This is a genomic window from Ruegeria sp. YTSC230, assembly GCF_059609665.1.
Window position 1 is genome coordinate 421027 of the sequence record NZ_JBXWMC010000001.1, and the last position, 26015, is coordinate 447041.

General features: G+C 57.8%; 23 protein-coding genes. 7 read left to right on the forward strand and 16 right to left on the reverse strand.

The genetic code is table 11. From position 1 onward, the window contains the following. Together AC2FD9_RS01970 and metG are read right to left on the reverse strand one after the other, a co-directional pair. On the reverse strand, positions 1 to 1167 hold the full coding sequence (locus AC2FD9_RS01970; RefSeq protein ID WP_496835121.1) for an efflux RND transporter periplasmic adaptor subunit: 1167 nt from the start codon (positions 1165 to 1167) through the stop codon (positions 1 to 3). Between the two features lie 276 nt (positions 1168 to 1443). Then, positions 1444 to 3189 (reverse strand): methionine--tRNA ligase, encoded by a 1746-nt coding sequence (metG, locus tag AC2FD9_RS01975; protein ID WP_496835123.1) that lies wholly within the window; start codon positions 3187 to 3189, stop codon positions 1444 to 1446. A gap of 217 nt (positions 3190 to 3406) precedes the next feature. On the opposite strand from metG, the gene AC2FD9_RS01980 reads away from it, so the two are divergent. After that, positions 3407 to 4162 carry an OB-fold-containig protein gene (locus tag AC2FD9_RS01980; RefSeq protein WP_496835124.1) on the forward strand — a complete coding sequence of 252 codons (756 nt, stop codon included), beginning with the start codon at positions 3407 to 3409 and terminating at the stop codon, positions 4160 to 4162. 34 nt (positions 4163 to 4196) lie between these two features. After that, the gene (locus AC2FD9_RS01985; protein ID WP_496835126.1) at positions 4197 to 5867 is read left to right on the forward strand and encodes a flotillin family protein; all 1671 of its coding nucleotides are present in this window, start codon (positions 4197 to 4199) and stop codon (positions 5865 to 5867) included. A gap of 32 nt (positions 5868 to 5899) precedes the next feature. Here the strand turns inward: AC2FD9_RS01985 and AC2FD9_RS01990 are convergent, their stop codons facing one another. The 8 genes from AC2FD9_RS01990 to AC2FD9_RS02025 form a co-directional block, all read right to left on the reverse strand. Beyond that, complete coding sequence (locus tag AC2FD9_RS01990; protein ID WP_282151027.1) at positions 5900 to 7123, reverse strand: MFS transporter; 1224 nt, start codon at positions 7121 to 7123, stop codon at positions 5900 to 5902. An 80-nt stretch (positions 7124 to 7203) separates the two neighbouring features. After that, entirely contained in the window at positions 7204 to 7800 is a 597-nt protein-coding gene (locus AC2FD9_RS01995) for a YceI family protein (RefSeq protein ID WP_496835127.1), read from the reverse strand. Then, on the reverse strand, positions 7797 to 9011 hold the full coding sequence (locus AC2FD9_RS02000) for an MFS transporter (RefSeq protein ID WP_282118635.1): 1215 nt from the start codon (positions 9009 to 9011) through the stop codon (positions 7797 to 7799). Before AC2FD9_RS02000 ends, AC2FD9_RS01995 begins: the two co-directional genes overlap by 4 nt. 62 nt (positions 9012 to 9073) lie before the next feature. Next, the gene (locus tag AC2FD9_RS02005) at positions 9074 to 9694 is read right to left on the reverse strand and encodes an ImuA family protein (protein WP_496720082.1); all 621 of its coding nucleotides are present in this window, start codon (positions 9692 to 9694) and stop codon (positions 9074 to 9076) included. Positions 9695 to 9754: 60 nt separating this feature from the next. Further along, positions 9755 to 10336, reverse strand: a complete 582-nt coding sequence (locus AC2FD9_RS02010) for a retropepsin-like aspartic protease family protein (RefSeq protein WP_058273802.1) — start codon at positions 10334 to 10336, stop codon at positions 9755 to 9757. A gap of 39 nt (positions 10337 to 10375) precedes the next feature. Further along, positions 10376 to 10999: a MarC family protein gene (locus AC2FD9_RS02015; protein WP_058273801.1), complete on the reverse strand. Its 624-nt coding sequence runs from the start codon at positions 10997 to 10999 to the stop codon at positions 10376 to 10378. After that, the gene (locus tag AC2FD9_RS02020; protein ID WP_496835130.1) at positions 10996 to 11388 is read right to left on the reverse strand and encodes an ACT domain-containing protein; all 393 of its coding nucleotides are present in this window, start codon (positions 11386 to 11388) and stop codon (positions 10996 to 10998) included. Before AC2FD9_RS02020 ends, AC2FD9_RS02015 begins: the two co-directional genes overlap by 4 nt. Next, positions 11385 to 13235, reverse strand: coding sequence for an ABC-F family ATP-binding cassette domain-containing protein (locus AC2FD9_RS02025; protein ID WP_282168466.1), 1851 nt, complete (start codon positions 13233 to 13235; stop codon positions 11385 to 11387). The genes AC2FD9_RS02020 and AC2FD9_RS02025 overlap by 4 nt, the downstream gene beginning before the upstream one ends. A 108-nt stretch (positions 13236 to 13343) precedes the next feature. Between AC2FD9_RS02025 and AC2FD9_RS02030 the strand changes: the two genes are divergently transcribed. After that, positions 13344 to 14546, forward strand: a complete 1203-nt coding sequence (locus AC2FD9_RS02030; protein WP_496835132.1) for a multidrug effflux MFS transporter — start codon at positions 13344 to 13346, stop codon at positions 14544 to 14546. Between the two features lie 114 nt (positions 14547 to 14660). After that, positions 14661 to 15083 carry a nucleoside-diphosphate kinase gene (gene ndk / locus AC2FD9_RS02035; RefSeq protein WP_058273797.1) on the forward strand — a complete coding sequence of 141 codons (423 nt, stop codon included), beginning with the start codon at positions 14661 to 14663 and terminating at the stop codon, positions 15081 to 15083. A gap of 57 nt (positions 15084 to 15140) precedes the next feature. On the opposite strand, the gene AC2FD9_RS02040 is transcribed toward ndk, so the two are convergent. Next, entirely contained in the window at positions 15141 to 15488 is a 348-nt protein-coding gene (locus AC2FD9_RS02040) for a TfoX/Sxy family protein (RefSeq protein ID WP_108858818.1), read from the reverse strand. Positions 15489 to 15650: 162 nt separating this feature from the next. Between AC2FD9_RS02040 and AC2FD9_RS02045 the strand changes: the two genes are divergently transcribed. Genes AC2FD9_RS02045 through AC2FD9_RS02055 form a run of 3 tightly spaced genes read left to right on the forward strand, consistent with a single transcriptional unit; the run spans position 15651 to position 18388 of the window. Next, complete coding sequence (locus AC2FD9_RS02045) at positions 15651 to 17165, forward strand: CHAD domain-containing protein (protein ID WP_496835134.1); 1515 nt, start codon at positions 15651 to 15653, stop codon at positions 17163 to 17165. A 3-nt stretch (positions 17166 to 17168) separates the two neighbouring features. Beyond that, on the forward strand, positions 17169 to 17924 hold the full coding sequence (locus AC2FD9_RS02050) for a ParA family protein (protein WP_496835136.1): 756 nt from the start codon (positions 17169 to 17171) through the stop codon (positions 17922 to 17924). Beyond that, positions 17921 to 18388, forward strand: coding sequence for a CYTH domain-containing protein (locus AC2FD9_RS02055; RefSeq protein ID WP_496835137.1), 468 nt, complete (start codon positions 17921 to 17923; stop codon positions 18386 to 18388). The genes AC2FD9_RS02050 and AC2FD9_RS02055 overlap by 4 nt, the downstream gene beginning before the upstream one ends. Here AC2FD9_RS02055 and AC2FD9_RS02060 read toward each other — a convergent pair. From AC2FD9_RS02060 to AC2FD9_RS02080, 5 genes are all read right to left on the reverse strand, one after another. Further along, complete coding sequence (locus AC2FD9_RS02060; RefSeq protein ID WP_496835139.1) at positions 18385 to 19698, reverse strand: sensor histidine kinase; 1314 nt, start codon at positions 19696 to 19698, stop codon at positions 18385 to 18387. The two genes, AC2FD9_RS02055 and AC2FD9_RS02060, sit on opposite strands and share 4 nt — an antisense overlap. Positions 19699 to 19747: 49 nt before the next feature. Beyond that, on the reverse strand, positions 19748 to 20428 hold the full coding sequence (locus tag AC2FD9_RS02065; protein ID WP_058273791.1) for a response regulator transcription factor: 681 nt from the start codon (positions 20426 to 20428) through the stop codon (positions 19748 to 19750). A gap of 181 nt (positions 20429 to 20609) precedes the next feature. Continuing rightward, entirely contained in the window at positions 20610 to 22052 is a 1443-nt protein-coding gene (locus tag AC2FD9_RS02070; protein WP_282118625.1) for a Do family serine endopeptidase, read from the reverse strand. A gap of 756 nt (positions 22053 to 22808) precedes the next feature. Then, positions 22809 to 23408 carry a nucleotidyltransferase family protein gene (locus AC2FD9_RS02075; protein WP_496835141.1) on the reverse strand — a complete coding sequence of 200 codons (600 nt, stop codon included), beginning with the start codon at positions 23406 to 23408 and terminating at the stop codon, positions 22809 to 22811. Positions 23409 to 23439: 31 nt separating this feature from the next. Further along, positions 23440 to 25857, reverse strand: a complete 2418-nt coding sequence (locus AC2FD9_RS02080; protein ID WP_496835143.1) for a GcvT family protein — start codon at positions 25855 to 25857, stop codon at positions 23440 to 23442. Positions 25858 to 26015: the final 158 nt, after the last annotated feature.

The following is a 26015-nucleotide window of genomic DNA, read 5'->3' on the forward strand; positions in this document are numbered from 1 at the left end:
TTATTCTCCCGGTTGTTCAGAGGCGACGACGGCATCTACCGCAACGCCCGGGCGGACCCGCTGCAGGCCCTCAACGATCACGCTTTCACCTTCGCGCAGACCATCCGTCACAATAATCGCCGTCCCAACCACGTCGCCCGTCGTGATATAGCGCTGTTCCACCATTTGCTTGTCATTCACCACCAGCACGAACTCACCGCGCTGATCGCGTTGCAATGCGGCCTGAGGGACCAGCACCTGAAGGGTCGGTTCCAATGCCTCGATTTGAACACTCAGGAATTGGCCGTCGATGATAAACCGATCGGTGTTAGGGAACTCAGCGCGGACGGTGATCGCACCCGTCAGAGGGTCGATGCGGTTGTCCACAAAAACAATCTCACCTGTTTCGTCGAGCTTGGTTCCGTTGGGCAGGGTCAGGTGTACATTCGGGCTTTTGTTGCTTTCAGCAAGTGAAGCTGCGCTCTCTCCAACCTGTTCGAGGACCGAGGTAAATTGTTTTTCGTTTAAAGAGAAATTTACATAAATCGGAGCTTCGCTTACCAGGTTGACGAGCGGAGGATTTGTCGGCCCTACAACGTCGCCTACGCTGGTTTCCACACGTCCAATCCGCCCGTCAAACGGCGCGTGGATCTCGGTGTAACTCAGGTCCAACTCGGCTTGTTGGATGGCAGCGTGAGCGGCCTTGACCTCGGCCTCGGCGACCAGTTCATTGGCGCGGGCGATGTCACGCTCGGACTCCGGGGTGGCATCGCGTTTGTACAGCTCTTCCTTTCGGGCCAGATCGACCTTGGCAAGCTCCAGATTGGCCTCCGCCCGGTCCAGATCGGCTTTCCGGGCCTCCAGGGTCGCCTCATAAAGATCGGGTTCGATGGTGAACAACAGGTCGTCTTTTTTGATAAGCGCACCGTCTTCCACATCCTGAGTTTCAAGAAAGCCGTTCACGCGGGCAACAATATCCACCTTGTTAATGGCCTCGGCTCGCCCGATGAACACGGCCTCATCGGTAATTTCTTCGGTATAGGCCGCTGCAATAGACACTTTCGGCGGCGGCGCGTCGCTTTGATCCTGGGCCAGCGCCGTGAACGAGACGCCCAAACTAGTCAGGGCCGCGATGGCTAAGACCGGACCTCTGTGTCGGAAGAAAGAATTCTTTAATGCAAGGGACATGGCGGGCGCCTCATTAGACCTAAGGATATTGCGCCGGGGCGGCTCTGTTGCCTCGACGAGTCGTGCTGATTTCTTGGCAGGATGGCCGTTTTGGAACTTTATCTCAAGCTTCTTGAATGCGTAAGCCGGGTGGTGCGCTCGGAAATTATTCCGGTTTCAAGCGGACTTACGCCAAGATCCTATGGAGTTTTGGCACCCAAACCCGGTTTTTGCCCCATTTCAAATGAAAACGGAGGCCAAATGGCCTCCGTAACTATGGTGTTGTGATCCAAAATATCAGTCGCGCTGTCCAGCGAATCTGGATTGCCAGTCTTCGCGCTGTTCGTCCGTGATCTTGGCGAACAGAACGTCCGGCACCGTGAACGCGTGACCGGCGGGCAGGGCGTCCAGCGCGGCAGCAACATCGTCAGGCCAGCTGGTGTCCAAAGTGTTCATTGCGCTCAGCATCTTGGCCGAGGCTTCAGGGATGAACGGTGCGCTGAGTACGGCGTAGAGGCGGATCAGATTCAGGCCCAGACGCACCTGAGCGGCGGCCTGTTCAGGGTCTTCCTTGAAGGTCGACCACGGGGCGGCAGCCTGCAGGTATTCGTTGCCCGCAACCCAGATCGCTCGCAATTCCTGCGCGGATTTGCGAACCTCCATCGCCTCCATATGCGCTTCATACGCGCGGACTCGTTTGGACAGCTCATCAATCAGCGCTTGCTCGCGGTCGCCATAAGCGCCACCTTCAGGAACTGCCTCACCAAACTTAGAGCGGCAAAACTTTGTAATGCGGCTGGCAAAGTTACCCAGAACATCCGCGAGGTCCTTGTTCACCGACTGCTGGAAGTTCTCCCACGTGAATTCGCTGTCGCTGCTTTCGGGCGCATGGCTCAGCAACCACCAGCGCCAGTAATCGGCCGGCAGGATTTCCAGCGCCTGATCCATGAACACACCACGGCCCTGACTGGTCGAGAACTGACCACCATCGTAGTTCAGGTAGTTGAACGACTTGATGTAGTCGACAAGCTTCCAACGTTCGGATGACCCAGATTCTTCGTTGTATGTGTTGGTGCCCAAAATCGTCGCCGGGAAGGAAAGGGTGTGGAAGGGCACGTTGTCCTTGCCCATGAACTGGACATAACGAACATCATCCGCACCTTTGTCGGTGCGCCACCAGCGCTCCCAGTCGGCCTCGGTCCTGCCGTTGGCATTCGCCCATTCTTTCGCGCAGGCGATGTATTCGATCGGCGCGTCGAACCAGACATAAAAGACCTTGCCTTCCATCCCCGGCCAGTCCTGATCGCCTTTTTTGACAGGTACACCCCAGTCCAGATCGCGGGTGATGCCGCGATCCTGAAGACCGTCGCCGTCATGCAGCCATTTCTTAGCAATCGAGGTTGTCAGGATTGGCCAATCGTTCTTGCTGTCGATCCATGCATCCAATTGGTCCTTCATCGCTGATTGACGCAGGTACAGGTGTTTGGTCTCGCGCACCTCCAGATCAGTTGAACCGGAAATGGCCGAGCGCGGCTCGATCAAATCGGTCGGATCCAACTGTTTGGTGCAATTTTCACACTGGTCGCCTCGCGCGCGCTCATAACCGCAGTTGGGGCAGGTACCTTCAATGTAGCGGTCAGGAAGAAAGCGGCCATCGGCGTTGGAATAGACCTGTTTTTCGCTGACTTCGCGGATCAGCCCTGCATCGTCCAGCTTCCCGGCAAAATGCTGGGTCAGCGTCTTGTTCTGCTCACTGGACGAACGGCCAAAATGATCAAAGCTCATACCAAAACGCTTGGCGATGTCGGCCTGAACCTCGTACATATCTGCGCAATATTCAGCCACTGGCTTGCCCGCTTTCGCTGCGGCCAGCTCGGCAGGTGTGCCGTGTTCGTCCGTGGCGCAAAGGAACATGACCTCGTTCCCCCGGCCACGCAGGTAGCGTGCATACAGATCAGCCGGCAATTGCGAGCCGATCAGGTTACCGAGGTGCTTGATCCCGTTGATGTAAGGGATCGCTGAGGTGATGAGAATCCGAGCCATGTTCCGTTTCCGCGTAACTGTCTGCGCGCCCGTCTACATTATGTAACCGGCCAGCAAAACCCCGGCTTTGGTTCGGACGTCATTTTCGGCACGGGTCGCCGGGAAAATCGGCCTGGCTTGCTGCCTAGGATTGCGCCGCCTTCACCGCATGCAATACCTCAGAGTTGTAAATTAGAATCACAAACTCTTGAATTTCCGCAATGACTTCCCATCTATCATGTATACCACAGTATACAATAACGAGGGCAAACAACTGATGTTCGACTTTCTGCTTGAGGGTGCATTTGTACCCTTCACTTTGGCGCTTGCGCTTCTGTTCGGCCTGCTTGTGCTGGAACTGATCGCATTGGTCCTGGGTGGAAGCCTTATGGCGGGCGAGGGCGATGTCGATCTGGATGTTGTGGATGCCCCCGATCTGGATGTTGGTGATTTCGGTCTGGAAATTGATGCCGACATGGATCTGGGCGATTTCGAATTGGCCGAGATCGAGGCAGACGCGCCGGGCGCGGTCTCTGCGGGACCTTTGGCGTGGTTGGGGATCGGCAAAGTGCCGTTCATGATCTGGTTGGTGGTTCTGCTGGCAGGCTTCGGCTTGTCCGGTATGGGCCTGCAACTGACGCTGCGCGACCTGCTGGGCTTTGACCTTCCACCTTGGATGGCTGCGATTCCCGCCGGTGCCTTTGGCCTGTGGTTTGCACGTGGCTTTGGCGGCATCTTTGCTCGTCTGCTGCCCAAGACCGAGACCGAGGCGATGTCGGAGCGCCTGCTTGCCCGTCGCCGTGGCGTGATCACCCAAGGCACCGCTTCGCGCGGACGCCCCGCCGAGGTGCGCGTCATGGATCGGTTTGGCAATACCCACTACCTGCGCGCCGAGCCGTTGCAGGACAAAGACACGCTTGAGCAGGGCACCGATGTGCTTGTGCTGCGCGACCGACGGCGCGACCGGTTCGTTCTGGTCGGCATGTCTGAATAACCAAAATTTCTAACCCCATCACGGAGGATTTTGCATGGAACTTGAATTCCTAGCCGTCACAGTTGTGACCATTCTGGCAGTAGTTTTGTTTATCGGCCTTGTGCTTGGCCGTCTTTACCGCCGCGCGACCCGAGAGATCAGCCTGGTGAAAACCGGTGCTGGCGGTAAGAAAGTCATCATGGATGGTGGCGTCATCGTCGTGCCGTTGCTGCACGAAGTCAGCCCCGTCAACATGAAAACCCTGCGCCTTGAGGTTCAGCGCAGCGGTGAGGCCGCTCTGATCACCAAGGACCGGATGCGCGTGGACGTGGGCGTCGAGTTCTACGTTTCGGTCATGGCGACAGAAGAGGGCATCGCACGTGCTGCGCAAACCCTTGGCGACCGTACATTCGACGTCGAACAGCTACGGGAAATGATCGAAGGCAAGTTGATCGACGGTCTGCGCGCTGTTGCGGCCCAGATGACGATGGACGGTCTGCACGAAAACCGCGCTGACTTTGTGCAAGAAGTGCAGAATGCGGTCTCCGAGGATCTGTTGAAGAACGGACTGTCCTTGGAATCCGTTTCGTTGACCGCGTTGGACCAGACGCCGTTTGAGGCTCTGGACGAAAACAACGCCTTTAACGCTGTGGGTATGCGCAAGCTGGCCGAGGTGATTGCGACCTCAAAGAAAGAGCGCGCGCAGATTGATGCGGATGCTGAGGTCGAAGTGCGCCGTGCCGCAATGGAAGCTCAGCGTCAGAAGCTGTTGATCGAAAAGGACGAAGAGCAGGCGCGCATCGAGCAAACGCAGCAGATCGAAACGCTGCGCGTGGCGCAAGAGGCCGAGGTTGCAGCCCGGACCGAAGACTCGGTACGTGAAACCGAACGGGCACGGATCGGCCGTGAAGAAGCCATTCGCGCTGCAGACATCGAGCGTGAGCGTAAAATCCGCGAAGCCGAGATCTCGAAAGAGCGTGAACTGGAAGTCGCCGAGCAAGAGCGCCAGATCATCATCGCGCAGAAATCCGAAGAGGAAAGCCGCGCTCGTGCATCTGCCGATCTTGCCCGTGCCGAGGCAACCAAAGCGACCGAAGCCGTGGCGACCGCGCAGAAGGTGGCCGAGGCCGAGCGTATCAAGCAGATCGCACTGATCGAAGCCACACGCGAGGCCGAGCGTCAGGCAACCGCGATCCGACTGGCTGCGCAAGCTGACAAAGAGGCCGCTGCTGACCGCGCCGAAGCCCGCCGTGAAGAGGCGCAGGCCGAAGCGGACGCTCTGAACATTCGGGCTGAGGCCAAGAAGAACGACATGCTGGCCGAAGCCGAAGGTAAGCGTGCGATCGTCGAAGCAGACAACGTTCTGTCAGTGGATCAGATCCGCATGAAGGTTGATCTTGCGCGGATCGAAACCATGCCGTCGATCATCGCGGAAATGGTCAAACCGGCTGAGAAGATCGACTCGATCAAGATCCATCAGGTTGGCGGTATCGGTGGCACCAATGGCGGCGGCGCATCGAACGGTGACAAGCCGGTCGTCAATCAGGCTCTGGACTCGATTATGGGTATGGCCGTGCAGATGCCGGCGCTTAAGAAGCTGGGTGAAGAACTGGGCCTGTCGATGGAAAACGGTGTCGGGGGTGTCGTCAACGGTGCGCTTGAATCGACGGTTGAACCTGCCGAAGAAGGCGGCGTGATCGAAGAAGGATCGCGGACAGAACACTAATCGAAAGGGGCCGGGGTTTTCCCGGCCCTTTTTTATTGCCTTTCACGCGACCGTTTCAGCAAACGACCAATCGTGAACGACGTGCGTGGCGCGTAGACATAGTTGGTCCGCTCTTCCGGTGTCGGGCGTGAGCGCATTCGGGCCAGGCCAAAGATGATCAGGAAAACATGGCCGACCGCTACAAATGCAAACAGGGCTCCGGGTCCGAACTGCTGAATCAATGTCGAAGAGATATAGGGTGAGGCTATCGCACCCAAAGCGAACCAGAACATCAGCGCCGCGGATAGCTCGACCCGTTCTTCTGCCGTTGCGAAGTCGTTCGCATGGGCAGAAGAGACTGAGAAGATCGGGAAGGTTGTCAGGCCAAAGAAAACAGCGGCCAGCATTACGCCCACCGTTCCCGTTCCGCTGGCCGCCATTGTGACACCGCTGCTGACGACCGCAGCAACGGACAGCCAGATCAGCACCCAACGCCTGTCATATTTGTCGGCCAGCCAGCCAACTGGGTACTGCGCCAGTGCGCCACCCAATACGAATGACGCCAGGAAGAATGCGATTTGGTCAACGTCCAACCCGACTTCCTGACCGTAAACTGGGCCGACCATTCGGAAGGATGCAGAGCTGAGCGCAGCGACGATTACCCCTGCAACGGCCAGAGGCGAACTGCGCCAGGCCAATTTGGGTCTCAACCGAGGGGCGTCGGGTGTTTTTGGCTGACTGGCCCGTGTCAACGTCAACGGTAACAGGGACGCGCAGCACAGGATCGCCAGCAAGTTGTAGGACACGTATGAAGCAGGCGGCAAAACCGCGATGATCAACTGCGCACACAAAGACGCGCCCATATCCGCAATGCGATAGGTCCCCATGGCGCGGCCGCGCGTTTCGTTTGTGACTTTGGCGTTCAGCCATGCTTCGATCACCGTATAGGCCCCGGCGACACAGGTTCCAGACGCGACCCGAAGGGCTGCCCAGATGTACGGGTTTTCGGTCAACGTATGCCCAATAAGACCCATAGCGCCCAAGGCCGTACAGACTGCGAAGGCCCGCGAATGACCGACGCTGCCCATTAGGCGGGGGGCCCACCAGCAGCCAATGAAGAAGCCAAGAAAGTGCGCCGAACCCAACATACCGATTTGTCCGGTTGAGAACCCAAGCGTGATACCCGAGATCGCATCCAAAGGACCAACGCCGCCCGTTGAGAGCTGCAGAAGAATGACGGAAAGAAACAGGGCGGCAAAAGAAATGATCGTGCGCATAGTGCGCCCAGCATTACCCCATCAGCGAGCGTTGCGCGTGATAATTCGACCTCTGCGCGTCGTTTTTTGTCCTTTGGGTGTCAGGCCTTGCGGGTCAACTCGGCCCGGATGTTCAAAGACACGGTATCGGCGACCAGATCGGGATAACCAGAGGCGCCGAACTCGTGGCGGTTCAACGCGCCCGACAGTCGAATTGACAAAGCGTTCAGGTCATCAGCCTCAGTTCCGGGTTCGCGGTACAGATTGGCTTGCAGGGTCACAGGGCGCGTGACCCCACGCACCGTCAGGTCTCCGGTGATAGTTGCGCCTTCGGAAATGCGGCCGGTGGGGCCAAGCTGTATCCGGGTGGATTTGAACGCAATGCTCGGAAATTCCTGCGCGTTTAGCACGCTTTTGCTTAGCATCGGGCCGCGGGCAAAGGGCAGCCGGGTGCGCGCCGCGGCTACATTCAGCACGACGGTGACACGGCTGTTTTGCAACTGATCCGTGTCGACTCGAATATCTGCCGATTGGATCGGCATCGTGCCTGACTGCGCAACCCCCGAGAGCATGAATGAAAAACCGACGGACGTCCCGGCTCGAGACAATTCATATTGGACCAACGCAGCATAAGTTGGCCGTACCAACGGAATGCTTGCCAGACCCGCAATCAGAAAGCGCCGCGTCAATGATCTCATGCCAAAACCTCTTGTCTGTGGGCGCGCGAGCGGCTGAGCAGAAACAGCAGAATTCCGATGTTCAGGCCGTTCCATAGAATGCCGTTTACGAAAGCCAGTTGGTAATTGCCGGTCACGTCGTAAATCCAGCCGGACATCCATCCCCCCAGCGCCATGCCCATGATCGTCATCATCATGACAAACCCCACGCGCGCGCCGGCCTCTCGCGGGGGCATATATTCGCGCACGACAAGGGCATAGCCGGGAACGATGCCGCCTTGTGACAGGCCAAAAAGCAGGCTGATCAGGTAGAGTGAGACCATCCCGTCATAGGGAAGGAACAGAAACAACGCGAGGCATTGCAGGACCGAGCCGATCAGAACCGTCAGGACGCCGCCAAGTTGATCGGCGACCATGCCTGATATTACTCGGCTGATCACACCTCCGAACAGCATTAGGGACAACATCTCAGCGCCGACTGTGGGTCCGTAACCCAGCCCGACGCAATAGGACACGATATGCACCTGAGGCATCGACATCGCGACGCAGCACGAAATACCGGCCAGACCGAGGATGTATTGAAGTGCCCGGGGGGAAATGCCAACGCTGCGCGCCTTGATTTGTGCGGCCGACGCGGCGGTGCTGTGCGCCTCGGCCGGGACCTGTCGGCGCAACAATAGGGACAGGGGGATAACGACCAGCAGCGTTATGACGGCCAGCGTCAGGTAGACCTGCTGCCAGCCGTCGCGCGCAAGTATTCCAGACAGCAATGTCGGCCAGATAGCCCCGGACAGGTAGTTTCCGCTTGCCACCAGACCCACAGCGATCCCGCGGCGTTTCATGAACCAGTGCGAGATGTCGGCGATCAATGGTCCAAAGCCGATGGATGCCCCGAGGCCCAACAGAAGATGTGCGACGGACAACATCACAATGTTTGGCGCCAGTGTCGCCAGAAGATAGCTGGTCGCGCTGAGGATTGCGGCCCCGATCAGGGCTTTGGTCACGCCCAGCCGATCCACCAATTGCCCCATCCAAAAATTGCCAAGGGCGAACCCGATCATGGCCAATGTGTAAGGCATCGCGGCCTCGGCGCGTCCGGCGTTGAATTGGGTTTCGATGGCGGGCATCACAACGATGACGGCCCACATTCCCACATTGGCCACGGTTGCGATGATCAAAGTGATCGCAAGTCGCAGCCAGGAGTATCGGCTATCGTGGATCGCGTGGCTCATCCTGAAACGCTAGGGCTCGGCCTGTGCTTTGGCCAGTCACAAACCCTGTGAGGGGCGCGTGATCACACGGGTGTGTCTTCTGTAGCGATCTGTTGCAGGTGCAAACCGGCGCGCGGTTTGGTCTGCGTGGCATGCCAGCTGACCGGGGGCAGGGCGCGGGCACGGCGGCGGGTCAGGGTCCAGCGCCGGGCCTCTGCCTGATGGTTTGCGGCCATGTGCCAGCGCGTCTCTACCCCCTGTGCGCCGCCGTCGCCGGGGGTCAGCAGCATCCCCAGCGGGGCACGCCCCATCGCACCACCCTGTTCCGCAGCCAGATGCATGCGCCGCACCGGGGTCAGCCCTGGCGCGCCGGGCAGATCACCGACAACCAGAGGCATAGCCGCGCTGCGCAGGGCCTCTTCTACGCACCACAGCAGATCTTCGGACCGGGTCGGGCGCACAAAGATGAACCGGGCGGGATCGGCAAAGGCCATCATGCCATCGGGGTTAAGCTGGCCGGGCTCCCATGCGGGCGCGATCCACAGCACCGGCCCCTGCATCTGCCCCGCCAGCCACATGGCAAAGCTGCGCCGGGCGGGGCCGCAGGCCTCGTGCACGCGGGCCAGTTGCAGTCTGATCTGCGGATGAAGATCTATCCCCGGCACCTCACGTGCGGGTTTGCGGCCAAGAAGATGTGTAGACATGCTGTCAGGCTAGCATGTTCTTTTTTTGTTCTCAATTGTGGAGTTGCGGCAATGGATGCCTTAGCGAGACAAAAGCAGGCGGCCATTGGCAAACTGGATATTCGAGAACCGATGCAGGTAATCCATACCCAGCAAGGATTTGTCCAATTCCCCTTCGTTTACCCAGGCCGAGATATTCTGGTCCGTGATTGGCCCCAATGCCAGCGTGTCCAGGCGCACTGGCGCGGTCCGCACAACGCCATTGGCCGTGTTTGCCCGGCCGAAATAATTCAACTGATCGGGATCAATGCCAACACGTTCGGCGTCCCGCGAGCTTAAGACAATCTGGCTTGCGCCGGTGTCCACCAGAAAGGTGATCGGTTCTCCGTTCACATCAATGGGCAGATAATAGTGCCCGTCGGAGGCGCGCGGAACCTCTATGGTCTGGCCGGTGACAGTCATTTGCGGGGCAGGGCCAACAGTGGTGCGGATGTCTTCCCACAGGCCGACAACGGCAATGACACCGATAAAGATAAAGACCCACGCCAAAGCCTGCTGCAGCGTTTTGTTCAGAGACTGGCGGTTTTGTGCGACAAACCACGCCACAACGGCCGTACCAAGCACGGCCAGATATACCAAACGTCCAATGTTGTCGCCGTCCATAGCGCTCCTCACCATATTCTCTGAAAGATATATGGGGTTTTACGACGCAAAACCAAAGGCCTTGAGGCCGTCCAGGATGAATTGAACCGACAACGCCGCCAGCAGCATCCCCAACAGCCGCGTCAATACGTTCAGGCCGGTTTTGCCCAGCAAACGCGCAATCAAGCCGCCGGACAGGAAGAAGGTCAAAACCACAGCCATGACGGCCAGCATGACGATACAGGCCTCGACAATGCCAAGAATGCCCGGGTGCTGTCCGGCCAGCAGGATAATCGTCGCAATTGATCCGGGACCGGCGACCAGCGGAATGGCCAGCGGGAACACGGACGGGTCGTGGTGTTCCTCTTCTTCCTCGACCCGGTCTTCACGGCGTTTGGTGCGTCGTTCGAACAGCATGTCCAATGCTGTAAGGAACAACAACGCGCCCCCGGCGACCTTGAAGGCCTCCATCGAGATACCGACAAAACCCAGCACCGCTTCGCCAAAGGCGGCAAAGGCAATGAGTATGCCAGAGGCCACGGCACAGGTGCGATAGGCCGTCCGGCGACGGGCGCGGGCGTCCATGTCCTGAGTTAAAGCCACAAAAATCGGCGCGGTGCCAAAGGGGTCAATCACCACGAACAGGGTGGTGAAGGCAGTGATGAAAAAGGCGAGGTCGATCATTTGCCGGCACCTTGTTGGAGGTCTAACAGAACGGCCACAGCTTTTTCCGCCAGATTGCTTGGAACATAGACGTGGTCGTGGTGATACCCCGCGACCATGTTTGCCGGAATGTCACTTTGTGCAAGAGCATCGGACACAGCGGCAGTCAAGCCAACGCCTTCTAGTGAGGAATGAACCCGCAGGGTGATGCACTTCATACTGATGGCGCCAGCGGGTGCCGCCTCGATGGGCACGATGAGGGACAGACCTTCGGCCTCCATGCAACTGGCCCGCGTTCCTTCGGGCCAAGCTTTGTCATGCGGCCATACAACAAAGGCAAATTCTGTGTCCTGAAGTTCAGGGCGCATGCCTGCGATCATGGCAGTCGTTTCGATTACGGGTTTCGTCATGTCGCTTCGGCCTTTTCCAGGCGTTCGGCTGCGACGACCCAAAGCGCCTCGGCCTTTTGCATGGCTTCGACCACTTCGGCAAATTTCCGGTTCCACGTTGCAAGATCGTTTTTCCTGTCGTCCTCGTAAAGCGCAGGATCTGCCAGTTTGGCCGACAGTTTATCATGCATATCCGTTAACTTCTCGATCCGGTCCTCGCATTTGCGAAGGTCCGCCCGCAGGTTCAGCACTGCCTCGCGCGAGGGGCGCTTGGGCTTGATCACTTGCGGTTTCTCTTTGGCCGGTTTGTCGCGTCCCAGCAGCATGGTGCGATAGGTCTCGAGATCTCCCTCGAAGGGTTTGACCGTTCCGTCCGAGACCAGCCACAGATGGTCCGCGACCAGCGACAATAGGTGCATATCGTGGCTGACCAGAACCACCGCACCGGAATAGGCGGTCAACGCTTCGACCAGCGCCTCACGGCTTTCGATATCCAGGTGGTTGGTCGGCTCGTCCAGGATCAACATATGCGGCGCGTCGATGGTGGCGATCAGCAGCGACAGGCGTGCCTTCTGGCCGCCCGATAGACGACCAACCTTGGTTTCAGCCTGATCCGCGTTCAGCCCGAACCCCGCCAGACGCGACCGCCACTTGCCCGGCGCCTCGCTCGGGCGCAGGCGTCGCAGATGGTCCAGCGGCGTTTCGTCCACATAAAGCTCATCCACCTGATGCTGCGCAAAATAACCAATCCGCAGCTTGTTGCTGCGGGTCATCTTGCCCGCCATCAAAGGCAGGCGGTCGGACAGCAGCTTGGACAGGGTCGACTTGCCCTGACCGTTCTTGCCCAGCAGCGCGATCCGGTCATCCTGGTCAATACGCAGGTTCAAGCGGCGCAGCACCTCGGTTTCACCATAGCCCGTCACGCCGCCTTCAATCTGAATGATCGGCGGGGACAGCTCTTCTGGCTCTGGGAAGGAGAATGCGCGCAGTGCGGCCTCTTGAGGGGTTGAAACCAGTTGAATGCGCTCGATCATTTTCAAGCGTGACTGGGCCTGAACCGCCTTGGATGCCTTGTAGCGGAAGCGATCCACGAAACTCTGCAGATGGGCGATCCGGGCCTTGGCTTTCACGTTCTCGGATTCTGCCTGTGCCAGCCGTTCAGCGCGGCGTTCGGCGAATTTGTCATAAGGAACCGCGTAATAGGTCAGTTTGCGGTCTTCCAAATGCAGAATCGACCCCACCGCGCGGTTTAGCAACCCGCGGTCGTGACTGATGATGATGACGGTGTGCGGATATTTGGCCAAATAGCTTTCCAGCCACAGCGCACCTTCGAGGTCCAGGTAGTTCGTCGGTTCGTCCAGCAACAGCAGATCGGGCTGAGAAAACAGCACCGCCGCCAACGCCACGCGCATCCGCCAGCCGCCCGAGAAGTCGGAGCAGGGACGCAACTGGTCGTCATCATCAAACCCAAGACCTTTGAGGATCGAGGCGGCGCGTGCTTCGGCGGACCAGGCGTCGATATCTACCAGGCGGGTCTGGATTTCGGCGATACGTGTGGGATCGGTCGCGGTGTCGGCCTCGTCCATCAGCGCGCTGCGCTCGGTATCGGCGGCCAGAACCGTGTTGATCAGCGACACATCCGAGGAGGGCACCTCTTGCGCCACTCCGCCAATCCGGGCGCGCTTTGGGACATTGATATTGCCTGACTCCAGCGCCAATTCGCCCCGGATCAGTCGGAACAGGGTTGTCTTCCCCGTGCCGTTCCGTCCCACAAGGCCAACCTTGTGCCCATCGGGAATGGTTGCACTGGCCCCATCGAATAGGGGGCGGCCTTCAACCGCGTAGGTTATGTCTTGAATCCGTAGCATGACGCGCTCTTAGCAGAGGCTTGTTGCCGCCGCCAGCAGCTTGATATGTTCAATATCCAGGCAATGTGTTAGCGCTGATCCGGTTGGCATTACTCGACGGTTTTCATCATGCGCGCGGCTCAGACGCCTCCTTCTTTGGTCACTTTGATCTTCGCTACGGCGTTGTCGGTGCTGTCGTTGAACATGTTCCTGCCGTCGCTTGCGAGGATGGCCGAGGGCTTTCAGGTCGACTACGGACTGATTAACTTGTCAGTCGCCGGGTATCTGGCGGTGTCCGCCGTGTTGCAATTGATCATGGGGCCGTTGTCCGACCGATATGGTCGCAGACCGATCCTGTTGATTTGTATGGTATTTTTCACAGTGGCCTCCGTTGGCTGCGTATTGGCCGAGTCGATCTGGATATTCCTCGGTTTCCGTCTGCTTCAAGCAGCGGTGGTGGCCGGACCCGTGCTGTCCAGCGCCTCAATCCGGGATCTCTATGCCCCGAACGAGGCCGCCAGCAAACTGGGCTATGTTGCGATGGCAATGGCTTTAGCACCGATGCTTGGCCCAATGCTGGGCGGCGCACTGGATATGCTGTTCGGTTGGCGAGCCGGGTTCATATTGTACTCGGTCCTGGGGGCGGGGATGCTGGTGCTCTTGTGGGCGGACATGGGTGAGACAAATGCAAACCGATCCGCAACATTCTCGGCTCAGTTAAAGGAATACCCACACCTGTTTCGCGCGCGTCGGTTCTGGGGTTACGCGCTGTGCGCGGCATTCTCGATCGGCGGGTTCTTCAGCTTTATCACCGGTGCGCCACTGGTCGCCGCGGTCTGGTTCGACCTGAGCCCTGCCATGCTGGGTCTGGGGATCGGAATTATTACCGGCGGCTTCATGGTGGGCAATTTCATCACCGGGCGTATCGCAGCACACACGAAGCTGACGACGATGATCCTGATCGGTCGGGTCGTTGCCTCTATTGGGCCTTTCTGCGGGTTGCTGTTGTTCACAGCAGGTCTGGGTTCAGTCTGGGTATTCTTCGGCTCGGCCATTTGCGTGGGCTTCGGTAACGGGCTGACGAATGCCAACGCCTCGGCCGGCGTAATGTCCGTGAGACCCAATCTGGCAGGCAGCGCCGCGGGGCTTTCCGGGGCACTAATCGTGGCGTTGGGCGCAGTTCTGACCTTGATGACCGGCGCGTTTGTTAGCCCTGAAAATGGGCCCTTTCTGGTGTTGGGCATGATGTTCGCCAGCAGCTTTGTCGGATTGCTCGCGGTGCTTTACGTTCGCCGGATCGACGCGTCAGAGCCCTTGCCGGACACAATCTGATCGCCAAGACCCACTGGCGCAATCATTCCACTTTTCATGAGGCACATACCGTGTTAGGCGGCGCGCGATGGATTTCGGCGCGTACCTCGCGCCATATAGTAAGGAGAGGCCGATATGGCACTGGAACGCACATTCTCGATCATCAAACCTGATGCAACCCGTCGCAACCTGACTGGCAAGATCAACGCCAAGTTCGAAGACGCTGGCCTGCGCATCGTTGCGCAAAAGCGCATTCACATGACCAAAGCTCAAGCTGGCAAGTTCTACGACGTACACGCCGAGCGTCCGTTCTATGACGAACTGTGCGAATTCATGTCCTCCGAGCCGGTTATCGTTCAGGTTCTGGAAGGCGAAGGCGCCATTGCCAAGAACCGCGAAGTCATGGGCGCAACCAACCCCGCAGACGCAGCACCCGGCACCATCCGCGCGGAGTTCGCTGAATCGGTTGGCGAAAACTCGGTCCACGGTTCGGACGCGCCTGAAACTGCTGCGGTTGAAATCGCATACTTCTTCTCGGGCATCGAACTGGTCGGCTAATCCGCCGTCAGACGAAGTTCAGGGCCGTATCCCATTGGGGGTGCGGCCTTTTTCGTTTCAGACCTCTTTAAGATCTTTCGGTGCAACGCGTATGCCAATTGCATCCAGATCAGAAATCATCTGGGTTTCCGGGGCGGTACTAACGCTGGATTTTATTGCGTCGAACTTTACGCGCAGCGCCTTCTTTTCCTCGCCCTTGCAGTCGTTCCAGGGGCGCCCCTGCAATCCCATCACCAGCACGTAGTATCCGATGAAATGCGGCCGGGTGCCCGCCTGTAATAGCCGTGCATAGGCTTCGTCCGGCCCCAAATCGCGCAATTCCTGCGCAGAATGAATGCCTGCGCGTGCGCAGGATTGCTCAAAAGCCGGGCCGAGATTGCGGATTGATGAAACAGGATCAGACATACCCCCGTCTTAGCCAAATGCCTGGACAGAGTCATTCGGTTGTTCGAGCAAAATCAGATGTTTTGGTCATTGCTGTTGATCAACAGAGTTAGTCGTTGATCGGATCGCAGGAATATGAATTCATGATCACGTACTGGATCCTCGGTGAAAGGGACGCTCTTAATGGCTCGGGTCAAAAACTGTTTTGTTATCCCGGGCACATTCGATGAGGCGGGTTTTACTAAATCTTTGAAAGAATTGGCGTTGCGGTTCGAGGCCACTGAACCTGCTGGAAATTTTGATATTCTGGATTGTCATGACCAATCCCTCAGGTCATCTGCCAAGGTTTTGATCCAAACCGATGGGTCATTGTTTTTGTTGCGCGGCGGTAGAGCCGAAACCCAGCGGTGCAAGGGAAAGGGGAAGTTCGTGCAGGATTTGCCTGACGGACCCGTCAAGGCGGGTCTAGCGGGCTTTCCCAAGTTGCGCGCGTTGATGAGCGTCGGAGCGGGCAGAGCCAAGCACCGATCATTTGCCATTCTGGGTGACCTGCAAAAGACACAAGTGCGTGGCACGATGATGTTGATGTCCTCGGATCAGGGGCAGGTAACAGTTGTAACCGTTCAACACATGCGCGGATATGACCGGGCGTATAAGACTGTTTGTGAAAAGCTGACGAAATTGGAGGGTGGCAAAAGCAAGGCTAAGCCATTGTTCGACTGGTTGTTTCCCGACGCGACCATATACAAGGCCAAGCCCGAAATCCGCGTTAGTAAACAAGAGCCATCAATCGAGGTCGCCACCGACATCATTCGCACCTATCTGGCGGTCGCGCGCCAGAATGAAGCGGGCGTGATCGATGATATCGATACTGAATTTTTGCATGACTACCGCGTTTCCCTGCGCCGCGTGCGATCTGTGATCAGCCTGTTCAAGGGGGTTCTCTCGCCTGAACAAACCGCTGCATTAAAGCGCGAGTTTTCCGGTCTGATGGAACCCACTGGCCGAGCGCGGGATTTGGACGTCTATCTGTTGGAAAAAGACAGTTACTTCAATCTGATACCGCCGAACCTTCATGAAGGTGCCGTGGCCATGTTTGCGCAATTCGAAAAGGAACGCAGCCAGGCACTTGGACGTATGTCTCGGCGCTTTCGGACGCAGAGCTATGACAATCAGATGAAAAAGTTGACCGAGCTTTTCGCTGATCCGGCCAACCTGCAGCCTGGCCCAAATGCAGATCGGCCTGCTTATGAATACGCGCGCGCCCTGATCTGGAAGCGATATCGCAAAACCTGCAAACTGGCGCGCGGCATTACGCCAAACACGCCTGACGAAGCTGTGCATAATCTGCGGATCGACTGCAAAAAACTGCGTTATCTTATGGAGTTCTTTGCGCCTTTGTTCGACGCAAAGGCATTCAAAACGATCATCAAGCCATTGAAAAAGCTGCAGGATAATCTGGGCCTGTTCAATGATTTCTCAGTCCAACAAGAGGCGCTTCTGAATTTTGTGAAACAGCACACCAATAAGCAAGGCCGCGCTGATGCGCAGTTGGCCTTGTCCGTGGGCGGGGTGATTTCTGTTCTAGATCAGCGCCAAATGGCGGAACGTGACCGTGTCATCGCAAGTTTCAAGCATTTCGACAGCCCGGACATCCGGCACTTGTTCCGCGGTTTGTTTCATCAAAAGGAGGGCTGAGGAGTGAAGATCATTGCCTGTTACAGTAACAAGGGCGGTGTGGGTAAAACCGCGACCTCGGTAAATCTGGCCCGTGCCCATGCAGCAGCGGGGCACAAAGTTCTGCTGTGCGATCTGGATCCGCAAGGGGCGTCTGGGTTTTATCTGCGCGTCAAACCATCCAAAAAACTGACAGATGCAAGGTTCTTTGAGGATGTCGCGCGGTTTACCAAGTCCATTCGCGCCAGTGACTTCGAGGGGCTGGACGTGCTGCCAGCAAACATGACCTTTCGGGATTTTGACGTCTTCCTGTCACGGATGCGGAACAAGCGGTCGCGGCTGAAAAAAGCGCTGATCTCGGCGGGCAGCGATTATGAGGTGATCATTCTGGATTGCCCGCCCAACTTTTCGACCCTGTCGGAAAACATCTTCAAAGCGGCCGATCAGATTGTGGTTCCGGTCATCCCGACGACCCTGTCTGAACGGTCTTTCGATCAGTTGGTCGGGTTTTTTGATACCAACAAGTTGTCGAAGAAAAAGCTGACGGCATTCTTCTCCATGGTGCAACAGCGCAAGACCCTGCACCTTGAGACTATGGATGCGATGCGAAAGCTCTATCGCAAACGGTTCCTGCGCAGCTCAATCCCGTTTGCGGCGGATATCGAACGGATGGGGCAGAACCGTGCGCCGGTCAGTGAATTCGCCCCGCGCAGCACCGCCAGCTTGGCATATCAAAAGCTGTACGATGAGATGGAAAACGGAGTGGTTTCAAAGCGATGAGCACCGAAATTGAACGCAAATTTCTGGTGGCGGAACTGCCCGACCTTAGCGGCGCGGATAAGGCCGTCGTTCGTCAAGGTTATCTGACTGCACCGGACGATTCCACGGAATTGCGTCTGCGGCAGAAGAATGACGGGTACTTTTTGACGCTCAAAGGGGCGGGATCCTTGGTGCGGGTGGAACGCGAGGCCGAGATCACGGCCGAGCAATTCGAAACCTTCTGGCCGGAAACAGAAGGACGTCGGGTTGAGAAAGAGCGCTATACCGGAAAAATGCCAGACGGTCGGGTGTTTGAGCTGGACATCTTTCTGGGAAACCTCGCGCCGCTGCGGCTGGTCGAGGTGGAGTTCGACACAGAGGCCGAGGCGCAGGCATACACGCCGCCCGACTGGTTCGGAACAGATGTGACGGCAGATAAACGTTATAAAAACAAGATGATGGCGATTAATGGTGTGCCGATCTAGGGCTTACGCGCCAGTTTGATTGTTGCCTCAAGGCCCGGGTCGCAATTGCGGGCCTCGAATGCGCCCTGGTGCATGTGTGAAATCGCTGCGACCAGCGCCAGACCCAACCCTGAGTTGCGCTCGGTCCTTGCGGGATCGAGCGTCACAAACGGCACCTGCAGGCGTGGCAAATCCTCTTCAGGGACACCCGGGCCCCGGTCACGCACGCTCAGGCAGGTGTAGGGGCCGCCTTCTGACAGGGTGATCGTGATCGCCGTCTTTTCCGGGGCATAACGCATGGCATTTTCCAGAAGATTCGACAGTGCTTGAGACAGAAGCGGGCGGTGCCCCTGAACAGTGTGGGCGGTGCCGACGACCTCCAGCGAGATGCCCTGATCGGCGGCAACTGGTTCGTACAGCTCGACGACGTCGCCAATCAGTTGCTGCAGATCCACGGGTTCGAATTGTTCACGCCCGACACCGGCTTCGGCGCGTGAGATTTCAGTCAATTGCCCCAGAACACGCAGCACGTGGTCGATCTCGGCCGTAGCGCGGGCCACGTCGACCTCGCGGTCCAGATCACTTTTGGACGGGTCAGACAGCGACTCGACCCTTTGACGCAAGCGGGACAGGGGGGATCGCAGGTCATGGGCGATTGAATTCGAGGTTGTGCGCAGATTGCTGATCAGTTCCTCAATCCGGTCCAACATGCTGTTCAGGGTTCCGGCCACTTGATCCAGCTCATCCCCGGTTCCGCGCAAGGGCATGCGGCGGGACAGATCACCTGACACGATGTTTTCTGCCGTGCCCGCAAATTCCGACAGGCGAGTGAACACCAACCGGGTGAAAAGCCAACCGGTCAAAAGGCTTAGCGCCAGTGCAATGGCTAGGGCCAAGCCAACCGCGCGCAACAGTGCACGGTCGAATTGCTGCCGTGCAAGGGCATCCCGACCTACCAACAGGCGTTCGCCACCGGGCAGGCGAACTGAGGCGGCCGAGATCGGCACCAACTGGTCGTTATCGGCGCGGCGAAGATCCAGATCGACCCAACCGCTGCCTGCTGTAACATCCGCAGGCCAGTGCTTGAGGTTCCCGGCCAGCTTTACACCGAACCGGTCAGTCAAAAGATACAAAGCATCCCGTTCGGACGCGGTTGGAATCCTGCGTTCAATGGCCTGCAACAGCCCAAACAGGCCGCGCCGTTCATATTCATCAGCCAGACCGGTTAATTCGGCGGATACCACTGAACGGGTCTCGCCCTCGATACTGCGATTGGCGGTGAAGTATACAAGCCCCAGCACGATTGCGGTCAGCAATGTGCTGAGGACCATGCTGGCAAGGACGAGGCGGGTACGGGAATTATTGAACGAAAGTCGCAAGTTATCCATCGGATATCATGTAACCCGCACCTCGAACCGTTTCAATCAATGGCGGCCTGTCGCCTTCATCCAGCTGGCGGCGCAGCTTTGATATATGGACGTCGACCACGTTGGTATTCGGGTCGAAATGATAATCCCAGACACCTTCCAGCAGCATTGTGCGCGATACAACGCGGTTCTTGCGGCGCAGAAAGAACTCAAGGATCTGGAACTCACGCGGGGTCAGGGAAATCTCTTGTCCGTCGCGAGTGACTTTACGAGTCAGCAAGTCCATCTCAAGATCGCGGCAGGTCAGCGTCGCGGTTTCCTCAGATTCCTGCGGGCGTCGCAACAGGGCTTCGATCCGCGCATGCAGTTCTTGGAACGAAAACGGTTTGACCAGATAGTCATCCGCACCCGAACGTAAGCCCTTGACCCGTTCGTCAACCGCACTCATCGCGGTCAGCATCAGGGTAGGGGTCTTGACCCCGGCCGCCCGCAAAGATCGGATTAGCGAAAGGCCATCAAGACCTGGAAGCATCCGGTCCAGCACAATGGCGTCAAACCCACCATCCGTGGCGTGGTACAAACCCTCGCGCCCGTCTGCGGCCTGCTCGACCACATAACCTTCCTCGCCAAAGCCCTTGGCGATGAACTCACGAGTGTCCTCGTCATCTTCGACGATCAGCAGGCGACGGCTCATATTTTGCGTTCCTTTCTAGCGGGATTTAAACACAGAAATCCGGCAAAGCACATGATTTGCTTAAATTACGTGCCGGGTGCGTTGCAGCGCACCCGGCAGTCCCGGCGGAATGCGGACAATTCAATCCGCCAGGGAGGCGCACGCCAGAAATCCCCATCAAATGGCGTACGCGGACTTCGGGTCAGGCGATTTCCACCGCCACGAAGATCTGGTTTCCGCCTCGGTTGATCAGCACCAGTGCAGGGTCCGTCTTTTCGCTGTCCAGCGCGGCTTTTAGCGCGTCAGGTGATGCGGTTTCCTGGCTGCCCAGTTTCACGATCACGTCGCCGCGTAGCAGGCCGGCCTTGGCAGCAGGGCTGTCTGGCTTCAGATCAGTGACGACCACGCCGTCGACATTCTCAGCAACGCCCATCTGAGCACGGTTGCTGTCGGTCAGCGGTGCGACGGTCACGCCCAATGCAGTGCCCGAGATACCTTCGTCCACGGATTTGTCGATCTCAGCCGAGGCGCTTTGATGCTGACCGATTGTCAGTTCAATCTGCTGTTCCTTGCCATCGCGCAGAACGGTCATGACACTGTCGGTACCAACTTTGGTTGTGCCCACAAGGATCGGCAATTCACTGCTGGAGTCGACGGCTTCGTCGTTGAAGGTCAGGATAACGTCGCCCTGTTCCAACACGCCCTCGGCCGGGCTGCCTGCGACGACATCCGACACCAGCGCGCCGGTTGAGGTGTCGATACCCATCGCTGCTGCGATCTCGGGGCTGACATTCTGGATCGAAACACCCAGCCAGCCGCGGCTGACCTGGCCGTCATCGCGCAGATCGGCCGCGATATGTTCAACGATGTTCGAGGTCACGGCGAAGCCAAGACCAACCGAACCGCCGGTAGGAGAGTAAATGGCCGAGTTAACGCCAATCACTTCGCCTTCCATGTTGAACAGCGGACCGCCCGAATTGCCTTTGTTGATGGCTGCATCGGTTTGAATGAATTCAGCGTAAGGTCCGGCCGAGATGTTGCGGCCCTTGGCCGAAACGATGCCCGTGGTCACGGTCGAATGCAGGCCAAACGGATTGCCGATCGCCACGACATCTTCACCCACGCGGATAACGTCGCTGTCACCGATCTCGACGGCCTGCAACGCTTCGCCAGCGTCGATCTTCAGAACGGCGATATCGGTCAGCGGGTCGGTGCCCACGATCTCGGCCTCGAAACTACGATCGTCGCTCAGACGGACGGTCACGGTCGAGGCATTGTCGACAACATGGTGGTTGGTGATGATGTACCCGGCTTCGTCGAGTACAAACCCCGATCCCAAGCCTTGCGATGGTCCACGCTGCGGTGCCTGAAAGCCCTCAGGCGCGCCGAAGCGCTTGAAGAACTCACCAAAGGGGTGGTCTTCTAAATCAAAATTCTGGCCTTGTCCCGGCGCTTGTACGGGTACGATGTCCTGTTCAGCGATGATGGTCACCACCGACGGCGACACGCCTTCGACCAGATCGGCCAGGGCTTCGTCGGCCAGTGAGGGCAGGGCTGTCGTGGCCAACAGCGCTGCACCAAGGGCGGATGCGCCAACCAAGCCAGTAGCGCGTGGCAAAAGCAGTGAGGATTTACGGATGCTCATTTTAGTCTCCTGTTTATATCGCGCGATTGCAGGCGCGCGTTAACCGAGGAGATGAGGCATCAGTCTGTGAGTTTCCTGTGCTCAGGATTAAGATATCTTAATTTAGCCACAAACAGGTCGTTGTATATCGACGGTCCGCAGGGAAGCGTAGCGAATCGCTAGTCGCGAATCAGCAATTGTTGCCAATTTGAAAGTCAAATCCTGAATAATCCTGAATTGATTCAGTTTTGGTAACAAAGGATCACTGAAGGGCCTTGGCGAAAAATCGCTCATCTCTTGGTTGTGGCTCGTTTTTGCAACCTGAACAGATCAAAAGCGTATGCTACCGATAAGCTGTATATATGCTCAATAAAGAATATACATAACGTCCGCTGTGACCTAAGGCGTGCAGTTGATTGATCGTCTATAGGTAGATCCCGCTTCGGCGGGATGTTGCGCAAAAACCATTCCGAGACGCCAAAAATTAACCGTTCTTTCCAATTTTACATTGTTTGGGCGCACCGTTTGGGTGACGATGAACTTGCCCAAGCGAAGGGGGAGCCGAAGGCACTAGGGGGTGCCAACGGCTTGTCACAGTCACTGGAAACGCTGAGCGGCATGTTAACGAGGGGGTCTTGTTTAGGTTCAGCGGCGGAATAGCCAGGGTGCCATAGGCATTTTTGGCAGCGTTTTCAGGATTGGTGAAAAGTGGTAGTCCTGTTTTGGGCAAGCGGCCTGGTCGGTATCGACCGGGCCGTTTCTATATTGGCAGGCCGGTTATGTGGCCTTCCCGGCCCGCCAGCGTGCCCAATCCTCGGGAGTGTCCAGATCCAACAGGGCGTTTTGACCGGGTAGTGGTTGAAGATGCACTGCATTCTTATGCGCCTGCACAACGGACTGCGCGCCCTCATCGCCTGTAAGTTGCCTGAGCTCTTTGAACAGCGGACGAGCAAACACAACCGGATGGCCGGGCTTTCCTGTGGCTGTCGCCCCACGCCAGATCAAGCAATTTGGATATTCTTGGACAGAATCTGCGACCTGCTTCAGGTCACCAACTGTGATTTCCGGCAAATCTGCCAGTAAAACCATGACAGCCCCGGCATCGGCGGGCACATGCGCAAGAGCACCGCGCAAACTGGCGTTCATGCCCTCATCAGCGTCGGGTATTTCAACTGCAACAACATCCATACCTTTCAAGGCGTCCTGGCGAGGATGCGGAGCAGGCGGAAGCGCAACTATCACCGGGCCTACCTGCAACGCTGTTTGTGCGGATCGCCGTAGCAGTGGCATGCCATCGACGCTTTGCATCAGCTTGTCCGTGCCAGCCATGCGGCGGGATTGTCCGGCGGCCAGAAGGATAATGGGAATGTCTGTCATACCTTCACATAGCCGCCGTAGCCGTCTTTTGTCATCCCCGCATACGTTCACCGTCCGCGTCGAACAGTGGGGTTGAGATCACGCGCGCCTTGCGCATCTGGCCTAGTATCTCAATCTCGACCTCCAAACCGTCACGTATGCGGTCCGAGGGCAGGAAACCTATTGCGATGGATTTGCCGGCATAATGGGAATACCCGCCCGAGGTGCAGAATCCGACGACCGCACCATCCAGCCAGATCGGCTCATAGGCATTCACGTCAGCGTCGTCTGCATCCACTTCGAACGAGACCAGCTTGCGCGCGATCCCCTCGGACCGTTCAAGCTCGGCTGTGGCGCGACCGATAAAGTCGGTGTTCTTCGTGAAGGCAATAAAGCGATCCAGCCCGGTTTCAGCTGCGGTGTAATCGGGGGAAAACTCGCGCATCCACGAGCCAAAGAACTTGTCCAACCGCAGGCTCATCATCGCGCGCATGCCAAAGGGCACCATGCCGTGGGGCTGGCCAGCCTGCCAAAGGGTCCACCACAATTGCCGTTGGGCCATCGGATCACAGTAGATTTCGTACCCCAGATCGCCCGTGTAGCTGACCCTTTGAACGGTGCAGTCGGTCATACCGATGGTCATGCGGCGAACATCAAGGAACCTGAGGTTCGAGATGTTCGTGCGGGTACAGGCCGCCAAAACCGTGGCCGCCTTTGGTCCGGCGATCTGAAAGCCGTTCAGACGGTCGCTGATGTTTTCAATTGCAATACCATCGTCCTGATGCTGCAGGAACCACCGCATATGGAAGGCCTGGCTGCCGTATGACGCGGTCAGTTGGAATTCGGTCTCAGCCAGACAGGAAACGGTGAAATCCCCGATCAGCTTGCCTTTGCGCGACAGCATTGGTGTCAGCGACAGGCGCCCAGGCTTTGGAATGCGGCCAGCCATGATGCGGTCCAGCCAGTCGCGCGCACCTGGGCCGGTGATGCGATACTTGCCGAAATTGTGGACCTCGTTGATGCCGACACCATTGCGCACAGCACGGACCTCGCGCCCGGTCGCCTCGAACGCATCCGAGCGGCGGAATGAGGGCGTCTCAAAGCCCGGCTCATCACCCTGCGCAAAATAGTTCGCAACCTCCAGCCCGTATTGCTGACCCCAAACCGCGCCTAGGTCGCTGAAGATATCGTACATCGGGGTGGTCCGGTTCGGACGCGCGGCAGGCAGTTCTTCGTTGGGGTAGGCGACACTAAAGCGTTTCTGATAGTTCTCGATCACCTTCGGGCGCGTATAGCCGGGGCCGATCCAGTCGCCAAAGCGGGCGACATCCATGGCGAACACATCGCGTTCGGGCTCACCTTCGATCATCCATTGCGCCAACGTCAGGCCAACCCCGCCGCCCTGACTGAACCCGGCCATCACGCCACAGGCGGACCAATAGTTGCGCATGCCTGGCACCGGCCCGACCAGCGGGTTTCCGTCCGGCGCAAAGGTAAACGGTCCGTGGATCACCGATTTGACGCCCGCCTCGGCCAAAACGGGGAAGCGTTTATATGCGAATTCGATACTGTCGGTGATCTTGTCATAATCGTCGGGCAGCAGTTCGTGGCCAAACTCCCACGGTGTGCCATCGACAGCCCAGAGTTTGCAGGGCTGTTCATAGAACCCAATACACAGCCCGCGCCCTTCCTGCCGCAGATAGCTTTCTCCGGCGGGATCCATCACATGTGGATGCTCGCCTCCAGCGTCGATGATCGCCTCGATCTGAGGGATCGAGTCTGTCACCAGATACTGGTGTTCCATCGGGTGTAGGGGGAAATAGACGCCCGCCATCGCGCCAACCTCGCGCGCCCAAAGGCCTCCGGCATTGACGATGTGTTCGGCATGGATCGTACCCTTGTCGGTGACGACATCCCATGTCCCGTCGGGGCGCTGGATGGTTTCGCGTACCATGCAGTGCGTTTCGATGGTTGCACCGCCCATCCGGGCCGCTTTGGCATAGGCATGGGTGGTCCCCGACGGATCCAGATGACCGTCCAGCGGATCATAAAGCGCGCCGATGATCCCGTCGGTGTTGGTGATAGGAGCGATTTTTTTGATCTCATCCGGACCAACGATTTCCGTCTCCAACCCCATGAACCGATGCTTGGCGCGTTCTGCCAGCAACATGTCGAACCGATCCTGATTATCTGCCAGCGTCACGCCGCCCACATGATGCAGACCGCAGGACATGCCGGTAATCTCTTCCAGCTCTTTATACAGCCGGATCGTATATCCCTGCAGCGCCGCCATGTTGGTGTCGCCGTTCAGGGTGTGAAACCCACCCGCTGCGTGCCAGGTCGACCCGCTGGTCAGCTCGGACCGTTCCAACAGCATCACGTCCGTCCACCCCAGCTTGGTCAGGTGATAGAGTACGGAACATCCAACGACTCCGCCGCCGATAACTGCAACTTGGGTTGTGAGTTTCATGCACGTCTCCTGATGCCTATGCCGTCAGTCTCAATAGGAAAGCTGCCTTTGCAATAGCTTCAGCGACAGAAAGTGTCGCGGAAGGCGATCCGGGTTCAGCACCTGCTGGCGACCCCAAACAGGAAGGATATGGTGGTTGTCTAAAAGAAAACCGGCGC